The organism is Asticcacaulis sp. W401b, from assembly GCF_046503825.1.
Taxonomy (GTDB): domain Bacteria; phylum Pseudomonadota; class Alphaproteobacteria; order Caulobacterales; family Caulobacteraceae; genus Asticcacaulis.
Genome location: NZ_JBKFEE010000031.1, coordinates 1 through 9,686, shown reverse-complemented (window position 1 = coordinate 9,686; position 9,686 = coordinate 1). Strand labels below are relative to the sequence as shown.

6 protein-coding genes and 1 pseudogene are annotated in these 9,686 nt (G+C 49.2%); 5 read left to right on the top strand and 2 right to left on the bottom strand.

Annotated features, from left to right (window positions below; genetic code table 11):
* Window positions 1-100: 100 nt before the first annotated feature.
* Window positions 101-1,036: an SGNH/GDSL hydrolase family protein gene (locus tag ACK8OE_RS20450; RefSeq protein ID WP_410274161.1), complete on the bottom strand. Its 936-nt coding sequence runs from the start codon at window positions 1,034-1,036 to the stop codon at window positions 101-103.
* A gap of 118 nt (window positions 1,037-1,154) precedes the next feature.
* Window positions 1,155-1,613: an ATP-binding protein gene (locus tag ACK8OE_RS20445; RefSeq protein ID WP_410274160.1), complete on the bottom strand. Its 459-nt coding sequence runs from the start codon at window positions 1,611-1,613 to the stop codon at window positions 1,155-1,157.
* Window positions 1,614-1,675: 62 nt separating this feature from the next.
* Between ACK8OE_RS20445 and ACK8OE_RS20440 the strand changes: the two are divergent.
* From ACK8OE_RS20440 to istA, 5 genes and pseudogenes are all read left to right on the top strand, one after another.
* A pseudogene (locus tag ACK8OE_RS20440) lies at window positions 1,676-1,930 on the top strand (transposase domain-containing protein); the annotation flags it as partial.
* A gap of 1,493 nt (window positions 1,931-3,423) precedes the next feature.
* Window positions 3,424-4,785: a lipopolysaccharide biosynthesis protein gene (locus ACK8OE_RS20435; RefSeq protein WP_410274159.1), complete on the top strand. Its 1,362-nt coding sequence runs from the start codon at window positions 3,424-3,426 to the stop codon at window positions 4,783-4,785.
* A 251-nt stretch (window positions 4,786-5,036) separates the two neighbouring features.
* On the top strand, window positions 5,037-6,407 hold the full coding sequence (gene tnpC / locus ACK8OE_RS20430; protein WP_410274072.1) for an IS66 family transposase: 1,371 nt from the start codon (window positions 5,037-5,039) through the stop codon (window positions 6,405-6,407).
* A gap of 1,011 nt (window positions 6,408-7,418) precedes the next feature.
* Window positions 7,419-8,432, top strand: coding sequence for a hypothetical protein (locus ACK8OE_RS20425; RefSeq protein WP_410274158.1), 1,014 nt, complete (start codon window positions 7,419-7,421; stop codon window positions 8,430-8,432).
* Between the two features lie 178 nt (window positions 8,433-8,610).
* A partial coding sequence (istA, locus tag ACK8OE_RS20420) for an IS21 family transposase (RefSeq protein ID WP_410274157.1) occupies window positions 8,611-9,686 on the top strand: 1,076 nt, incomplete at its 3' end.

Sequence of the window (9,686 nt, the reverse complement as noted above, 5' to 3'; positions counted from 1 at the left end):
GCGTTGGATGTGTCCTCATCCCTAATCGGGCTCCACCGTACGGCCTGAAGATTTTTTCGAGATTTTTTTCGGGTTCGCGCAGAACCGGCTCTATGCAGCATTAATCCTTCACGATCCGTTGTACTGCGTCTGATGCCACTAAACCGGCCAAGACCTCGTTGCCGATTGCGTTAGGGTGCACGTTATCACGGAAGACCGAGTCAATCCCTGCCCTCACCATGGCGGGAGATACATCTATAACGGGCACATTTAAGTCCTTACATGTAGCCAAGAGCGCATCTTTAGCTTCAATCGTTTCGACGGCAGAAGACGGAGTACGGGGTTGAATGTAGACAATTACTAAGCCAGCATCGTTATCATGGGCTCGTTTAGCTATGTCTTTGATCGCACCAATAGATGCCTTCAGGGCAATGGCGTCCGACTTGAAGGCTGATGCACCGGGATCGACTGCTGTCTTACCTAGACCCAGCCGGGGAGCAATATAACGCGTCAGCACTTCTACTACAGCGCTTATTGGTTTTTTTGTTGGAAAGCTTGGGTGGTTATCCAAGATCTCAGATCCAGAAAAAGGTTGGAATAGGTCGTTCTCACCTATCTGGAGATAAATCAGCTTTGCTTCCATCGTGCCGTGCGACTTAAGCCATGCCGCCTCATTGAGCAGGCTCCATCCGCCTGCCGACGGGTTGAGAACTGAGATCTCAAAGCCTGCGGCCTGCATCTTTGCTTCCAGTTTGAGTGGGTAGGAGTCGGTGTCTGAAATCTGCGAACCGCCGTAGGTTATAGAGTCTCCTAAAGTAAGAATCCGATCCGCGGCATACGGCATCTTCGCATCTGCAACGCGGACACCGTCCGCGTTGTAAGTCAGCTTTTTGCCGAGGCGGTTAACCTTTTGGTTTGGTGCGATTTCATAGCCAGACGCGGATGCTTGGTAGATTAGTGGGTTTCCAAAACCCGCAATACGAAGGACTATTTCGCATCCTGCAAACACGGATAGCAGGCCAATTAAACTTATTATGCCAAGTCTCTTAGAACTCATATTTGCCTCTTGAGTGCGTGATATATTAATTCAAGTGAAAACCGATCAAAACTGGCTTAAAAGTCTGATATTAAAAAGTCTGATCCGAAATTAAAGTGATTGACATCAGTAGGTTAGATTAATGCCGTTTCCGGCGGCTGAATTCAGGGGCTTTGCAACAAACTTCCGGAGTTCGATCATGTGGACCGACACCACTCGCGTGCATTATGCCCGCGTTAGCCTTGTCTTGCCAACAGATTTGACCGACCTCGCAACGCTCGACAAAGTTCAGTTCGGCAAGCGCCAGGATGCGGGCTTTGTCGAGCGAGGGCCGGAACGAGAAGTCATATCCTGCGAGGGTTTTGACGGTGTTGAGCCGGCCCATCCGCAGAGCGGTCCGGATCCGCCGATCCTCGCGGAACGTCAGTTCCTCGAGTAGTAGCTGTTCGACCAATTCAAGCGCGGTGATCTCGCCGCGATCGAGGCGGGAGACGCAGGTGTCGACGACCTCAATGGCACGCGGCATTTTCAGGCCCACCATACTGACCTTAATGCGATCAAGCAGCGACGTTGTCGGATCGGGAAGAAACGAGTTCATGCTGTTGTTCCCGATGCCGCCAACTTCTGACCCACGGCAGCGTAGGAGTCGAGTGACCGGGGCTGGACTCCAATATCGTCGAACGCGCCATCAGGCCTCAGACCATAACGCGGAAGAACAGCCTGTTCGCGGGCTCAGACGGCGGTGGCCGGACGTGGACTATCATCGCGTCGCTTATCCAGCCAACCAAGATGAACGGGGTAAATCCGCTGGCCTGGCTGACACAGACCCTTCAGCGCATCACAGACGGTTGGACCGTCACTCGTCTCGATGAACTCATCCCTTGGAATTTTAAGCCGAATCAAGCCGGTGCCTGAACCACGAAATCGTCAGATCCGCAACATGGGGGCGTGTTTACTCTTACCCCTAATCTCATCCTCGCGATAAGACAACCCCATCAGGTCAGATGCGCCGTGAGTCCGTTTGCGTGATGTCTGGACGTCACAACCAATTTTGGTAGCGATCGAACGCGTTGCGGCATGTTCATCTGCGTAGTCGCCCCTGTGCTTTTGCGCCATCCGAACCCCTCGATCTCTGCCCTTATTGCTTTGGGATTGATTGTTTTGGCTCCATCCTTTCAGGTTTTGGAGCCTACGGCAAGCCCGAGGTGGTTCAGCCCACAATTCGATTGCCTCAACTCACGAGTTAGGTTATTAAGTTTCTGTAAAAGCTGGCGGAAAAATGCAACCGGGCTTCAATTTGAGTAGTTGCTTCTTTGCTCGTTCACGAGCGCGTATCTTTAGTTGTTGACCAATGTTCTAATTTTGAGACATTTGCACTTGATGCGATCATAATGCTTAAGCTAACCCTTGGAGCTTTTTTAGCTAACGCCTTCCAATTTCGCGAATAGTAAAGGTCAATAATCGCGGCATTTATGTCTGAAATGAGCGGTATGGTTTTTGGGTTGTTTATTCTCAACCGAAATACATGTTCGAATTTGCTAGTTTAAAGCTGTTTGATTGGGAGGTGTTATTACTCTCTGGCGGTTTTCGGAAAGAAAAATTTTTTCAAATTGCTTTACACGGACAAAATGCTGCAGTTTGTTGAGCGGCGGATCAAAGCGGTGGGAATTAAGTGAGCTCAAGTGGCTGTATTAGACATGCAGACTTTACGAAAGGTTGAAATTGGGCAAAAGATTCGATGTGGACGACTAAGTTCCGTTGGGCATTTTTGATACCAGTGCGATGTGTCCAGGTATAGACCTTTCAGCTAATGTTTGGGTTCGATAGATTGAGGTATTCAGAGCCACTTGCGAAAATTGGTCATTCATAGATATCAACCCTCTAGAAAGGGATCGCGTAGTTTGTTGTTCGGAAAAGAACCGCGTTTTAGACCATTGTTGTGCCGGGCTTTACCAATCGCGTGTGCTAAGTTTTACTCTCTAGAGGTGGACGCCGGTGTGCTGCGACGTGTTGGAGTGAACTTTACGTTGCGCCGCTTTACAACCACCTGGATAAGGGGGCATGCGAATTGGATGGCGAGGGATTGGGTCAAGCAAAGTGATATTGGCTGGTGTTCCCTTTAAGGGTGAACCTCTAGTTGTCAATTCTTAACCAGAGTTAAGGGCTCGTTCTGATCGATATCGGTTAAGTGTGGGGTTGCGTTGCCTATCTAAACGTACGACCCTGCCCTCTATCTTCTTAACGTCAAACAGCCTTGAATTCTTGATTTACTAATTTTAACAGAACATTATATAAACATTATTTGTAATAATGAATATTTCATACATTCAATAATTTAATTGCAATGCCATTGGTATCATCAACACATAAATATCATATTAATAAATTTTATTCCGATTGGAAGAGAAATGTTTGAAAGTTTAATGGGAAACAAGCAACAGCTGTTGCGGATAATTAGAGGTTTCTTTGCGGGATCATTCGATAAGATTTCGGTAACTATATACAATATCTTTTCATTGTCTATTCTTCCTAGCGCTTGGGGAGCGGAAAATTACGGGCAATGGATTTTGCTTACGACGATTCCGACGGCAATTATATTGGGCGATCTAGGATTTGGTAATGTTGCTTCAAACGATATGACTCAGACATACGAAAGAGGACAAATTAATGAAACTAAAAAAACACTACAGAGCAGTTGGCTTCTTGTTAGCCTGATTACTCTTTTCATTTCCATCATATTTATTTCCTGCAAATTGTTAGAAATAAAAAATTTTGGTAAAGAATATATTGAGTTTGACGGAAACATCACATCAATAATATTGGCTATTTATGCAATAGTTGGCGTTCAATCAATAATCACTAATGGCATTTATCGAGTGTCTGGACGATATGCTCAAGGTGTATTTTTTACCGACTCTATCGCATCCGTTGAGCGAGCATCTATTTTATTGCTTGCATTAAATGGATATGGGTTTTTTACAGTTAGCTTGATAATGTTGATTATAAGAATAATCGGCACATTTATACTTTATGCGAATATAGTAAGAATTGAATCTTGGGCGGCGGTAGGTGTATCTCAGGCCAGCTGGGAGACTATAATGCGTCTGAGGAGCCCAGCGCTAGCCTCACTAAAGATATCGGCTTCAAGTGCTATTTATTTGCAAGGTTTGGTCGTAAGCATCGGTCACTCTTTTGCACCATTTGCTGTTTCAGTGTTCTCTCCCGTCAGAACAATTTGCCGATTACCCCTTCAAATATCTGATCTTCTTGGAAGATCCATTGTTCCAGAAGTCGCAAGATCTTATGCGGATAAAAATATATATCAGATTAGGAAGATTGTGAATCTATCGGCTTTATTTTCATTAATATGCACAGTGCCATTTTGCATAATTCTTACATTATTTGGTAACTCTATAATAAATTTTATGACTAGCAATAAAATTCACGTACATGACAACTCTATATTTTTCTTTGTATCAGTTGCGTCTGTTTTTTCGGCACTAACTTCGTCGGCAGGAATGGCTCTACAGGCTATGAATAGACACGCGAGTTACGCAAATGCAACCATTTTTATCTACTGTTTGCTAGCATTGGTGCCCTTTTTCATTTGGACTAACGATTTTTCCGGCCTTAAAATTGTCAGTGTTGCTCTTGCATTTGCTGATTTTATCTTGGCACTGTTAGTTTGGCATAGATTGCGCAAAGAACTAGATGCCGTGATGGGCCGGCTTGTCGAGAATAGCCAAATTGGTGGCTGTCCCCCAGAATGAAGATGTTGCACCGGGGTGCGAGCGATCGCCCCCAAGCATCACGAGAGGAACAGCCATGGACTATTATGCCGGAATTGATGTCTCTCTGAAAGAGACCAGCCTATGTATGGTGGACGGTAAGCCTACGCTGTGGAGTAAGCATACGGCGTGTACCGCAGAATGTCCACGCGCTTGAGACGTAAGCCGTAATTGCTCACGTGGTTGGCAGATTTGGGGTTGCGCGATGAATCGGGTTCTGAATCCATGGGGTCATGATTCGTCCTCCGCTTCGTCCTCTTTCGGATAAAGAAAAAGACGCGCTGATTGCAGAGCAAGCTGATCTGCTGCGCCAGCAAGGGGCTATGATCGAGGAATTGGTCCGGCGGCTGAATGACCTTGAGCGGCGCGGCGGCAAGGCGCGGAAGACTTCGAAGAACTCGCATCAGCCGCCATCGAGCGACGGCCCTGGTAAGCCGAACCGGCCGGGTGGCGGGGCTAAGAAGCCTCGCCCGTCGCGTCCGGGCGTTTCGCGCCGGCTGGCCGACAATCCTGATCGGACAGAGCGCGTGTATGCTTCTGAGTGTCGCCACTGCCATGCCGATGTGTCACGGCTTTCCCAGCACATTCGGTGTCGCTACGACCATATCGACCTGCCGCCGATACGCCCCGTAGTTACGCGGGTCGAACTCATGGGCGGGCGTTGCGGATGCGGTCGGCGTTTCCGCGCTGCCGCGCCCGCCTCGATGCCCACCGGCTCACCGTTTGGTCCTGGAATCCGTTCACTGGTCACCTATTTGCACCATTCTCACCATGTCAGTTTTGAGCGGCTGTCGCGCGTCATGGGAGAACTGTTCGGCCTGAAGATATCCGAAGGCGGTTTGACCAATATCTTCAAGGGCCTTGAAGGCAAGATGGCAACGGCTTGCGAGGCCATTGCCGCTCAACTGCGAACCGCCCGCGTCGTCGCGTCCGACGAAACCACGACGCGCGTCAGCGGTATCACCCAATGGCAATGGAGCTTCACCTCGGACAAGGCGGTCCTTCATAAGATCGCGCCGAGCCGAGCCAAGTCCGTTCCGCAAGAAGTGATGGCGGGCCATTATCCGGACGTTTGGATCAGCGACCGCTATGCCGGTCAGCAGGAACTAGCCAAAAATCACCAGGTCTGTCTGGCCCACGTTCTTCGCGACGTACAATATGCCATCGACTGCGGCGACACGGTCTTTGCCCCGAAAATACGCGACCATCTGCGATGGTGTATCCGCGTTGGACATCGAAGCGGGGACCTGAAAGATGGAACCCTTCGCGCCTATGCAGCCAAGGCAGACGACAAACTCGATAAAATCCTTGCCATTCCAACGGCCCATCCGGCCGGGGCCTATCTGAAAAAGCAAATTAAGGCGTGGCGGACCAAGTTCTTCGTCTTCATGACCGATCCCAGGGTGCCACCCACCAACAATGTCTCCGAGCGAGAGATCAGACCGTCGGTCGTCTTCCGAAAAGTGACAAACGGCTTCCGCTCACAATGGGGCGCCGACATACACGCAGGATATCGCTCAATCACAGGCACTGCACGCCTACGCGGCCTGATGCCTTACGCCGCGATCCGCGTCCTCGTCGACGGAAACTTCGCCGTCGCGTAGCCTCGCACGCCAACCACGTGAGCAATTACCGATACGGCTATGGCGATGCGGGTTATTACTACAAAGCCTACAAGCGCTATCATACAGACCAGTAGGCGCAAAGGTTTATTCAACCCTAAAAGAAGAAACCGCGTCAGCCTATGGTTGACGCGGCTTTTTTATGTGCCATTATAAAACAGCGTTTATGTGTGTGGAAGGTGCAACGGATGTCAGGTCGTGTCTACAGCTTCCCAGACTGCATTTATCTGGCGGCGGGTATTGCATCGTCGCGGCCATATTGCCTTTACTTGTCCTTTTTGCGCTAATCAGTCGCTTCGGGTTAGAGCCTCTGCCATCCCCGCAGCGCCTCGCTCTACCTTAGGAGCGCGCCGAAATTATCCCAAGGGCCACAGTTATCTAAAAAACACACCGGGGGGTTTATTATGCGTTGCACAATTTTTGCAGTGCGGTACGGTGTTATCTAGGCGTATGGGTGACGCTTGGCGGGTTGTTGGACTGGGGGATGCTATGAAATCCAGTGAAGCTGTGGTGGTCGAGCGCGGTCGCGCGGCTTATGAGCGCGTTCAGCAAACACGGGTCGCTAGCAGCCGGGGTCAAACGCGCCTTCGACTAAGCAAAGTTAGTCCTTTGTATCCGACAGGTAGTTGAGATCCGATAACTTACAGGGCTTAACCTGCATTTCGTGAAGTAAAATTGAAAAAGGCTCTTTATGATTTCAGAATAAATTTATATATTTGATCAAACCGAATGGAGAAAAATATTTAATTGAAATGCTCTACATTTCAGAGAGAGCTAATATCGATATTATTGATTTTCTTAATTTTCTAATAAATAAAGCATAATTTTTTTGTTATTAAAAAAATATGCAATATTTTTCTGCAGATCTAAATCGGAAATAAATTCCGTGAAATTGTGAGAGAACCAGTCTATGCTTATCTAAGCTAACCCCATGTTTCAAATTGGAAACCCGGAACCTTTCTCATTTCGATCCAAATTGTTTGAGGGCTTTATATGCAAAATCGCGTTATGATATCGACATGGTTCGTAGAAGACTCAGCCGCAGAGGCAACATATTTCCCTCAGATAGGGAGTCTATCGAATACATCTGAAGCAAAGTTAATTTATTGGAGATGTGTCGCCGCATTTTATGCAAGCAGCATCCATTTAAACTCAGAAGAGATGCACGTATTTTTTACAAACACGGATCTTCCTAGAGTTGACGGTGTAGAACTTTCCGAGCTTTTCCAACATTGGGGAGTGAAAATTGTTAGGCTACCGGTGACGTACAGGCTTCCCCAAAACTCAGTCGGATCATGGGGAAATCAGTTTTATATATTTGATATTCTTAACTACTTAACTGAAACCCCCATCGCAGAAGTTAATATTGTACTAGATAGCGATGTAATTTGGATTAAGTCAGCTGAATCTATTGTTGATGCAATTCAGAAAAACGGTGCTTTAACATATTGCTTCAGTGAATCGGAGTATAAAGAGGCTGAACCAATAAATGGCCGCACTCGACAACAAATGGCGGCATTTTGCACAGCGCAAGGAGGAGTCGTGGGCAGGTCCGTAGATTACGATGGGGGTGAAATTTACGCTGCACGCCAAGATGTAACAGAACGGCTTGTTTCGCGCGTCCGGTCAATTTGGCCTAAAGTGATAGCTGGTGAACCCAATGCGCCACTTGAGGAAGCGCACCTTCTTTCGATTCTTTACGCATTGGAAGGCATTGAACAAGGTACAGCCAATCCGTACATTCGACGGATGTGGACTACTTTCAAGCACAACAATTTATCACTCAATGACTCTTCACTAACGCTTTGGCACTTGCCATCCGAAAAGAAAACTGGGTTTGCTGACCTCTTCGCTAAAATTGCCTCTGTATCGCAGGAAACAAGAGCGGACCCAAGAAAAATGGAGTTCCTAAACTACGAGACTTACTCTAATTTTATGGGCTGGCCAAAGCGCAAACCCCAAAAGCTTTTACGCGATTTATTCTTGAAGATTAGAGAAAAAATTTGACCTGGAGAGCAATAACCCTCTTTGGCGCAGCTGGGGCGCATCTGTATGAATTTTTGCGGCGTTAGGTGTTAATTTTCGCCGAGAATTGACCCTTTAAGGCGGAAAAGTTTCACCGAGAATTGACCCATGTTGAACTTCCCCTCGTTTTTGAACAGCGAGGGCTCAAGGAGTGATAGACATGGCGTTATTGAGCGTCATTCGACGCTGGGCTATTCGAGATCAGATGCCGATCCGTGAGATTAGCCGTCGAACTGGCTTGTCGCGAAACACAATCCGCAAATACCTTCGATCGGAGGAGGTCGAGCCCAGGTTTCGATGTCTGGATAGGCCGAGCCAACTTGATCCGTTTGCCGAGAAGCTAGCGCACTGGCTTCGGATCGAGGCGGGGAAGTCCCGCAAACAAAAACGGACGATCAAACAGTTACATGCGGATCTGGTCGCACTTGGCTATGGCGGCTCCTATGCTCGGGTGGCTGCCTTTGCCCGCGACTGGAAAGCGAGCAGGCAACGGGAAGAACAGACAACAGGCCGCGGTACGTTCGTGCCCCTGGCGTTTGAGGCCGGCGAGGCCTTCCAGTTCGACTGGAGTGAAGACTGGGCGGTTCTTGGCGGTGAACGGACCAAGCTTCAGGTCGCGCACTTCAAGCTGTCGCACAGCCGCGCGTTTATCGTGCGCGCCTACCTGCTCCAGACGCACGAGATGCTGTTCGACGCGCACGTCGAAGCTTTCCGCGTCTTGGGCGGCGTGCCACGGCGGGGCATCTACGACAACATGAAGACGGCCGTCGACAAGGTCGGCGTCGGCAAGGCGCGCCAGGTCAATCTGCGCTTCCAGGCGATGGCCAGCCACTATCTCTTCGATGCCGAGTTCTGCAATCCGGCATCTGGTTGGGAAAAGGGTCAGGTCGAGAAGAACGTCCAGGATGCCCGTCATCGCCTGTGGGTGCCGACGCCGGCGTTCTCGGATCTGGCGGCGCTGAACCTCTGGCTCGAGGCGCAATGCATCGCTTTGTGGCGTGAGATCCCGCATGGAGAACTGCCTGGCACGATCTACGATGTCTGGGCGGAGGAGCAGGCTTACCTGATGACACCGGCGCGTCCGTTCGACGGCTTCGTCGAGCATACCAAACGGGTGACGCCGACCTGTCTGATCCACCTTGAGCGAAATCGCTACAGCGTGCCGGCATCCTTCGCCAACCGGCCGGTCAGCGTCAGAGTGTATCCCGAACGCATTGTCGTCGCGGCCGAAGGCCA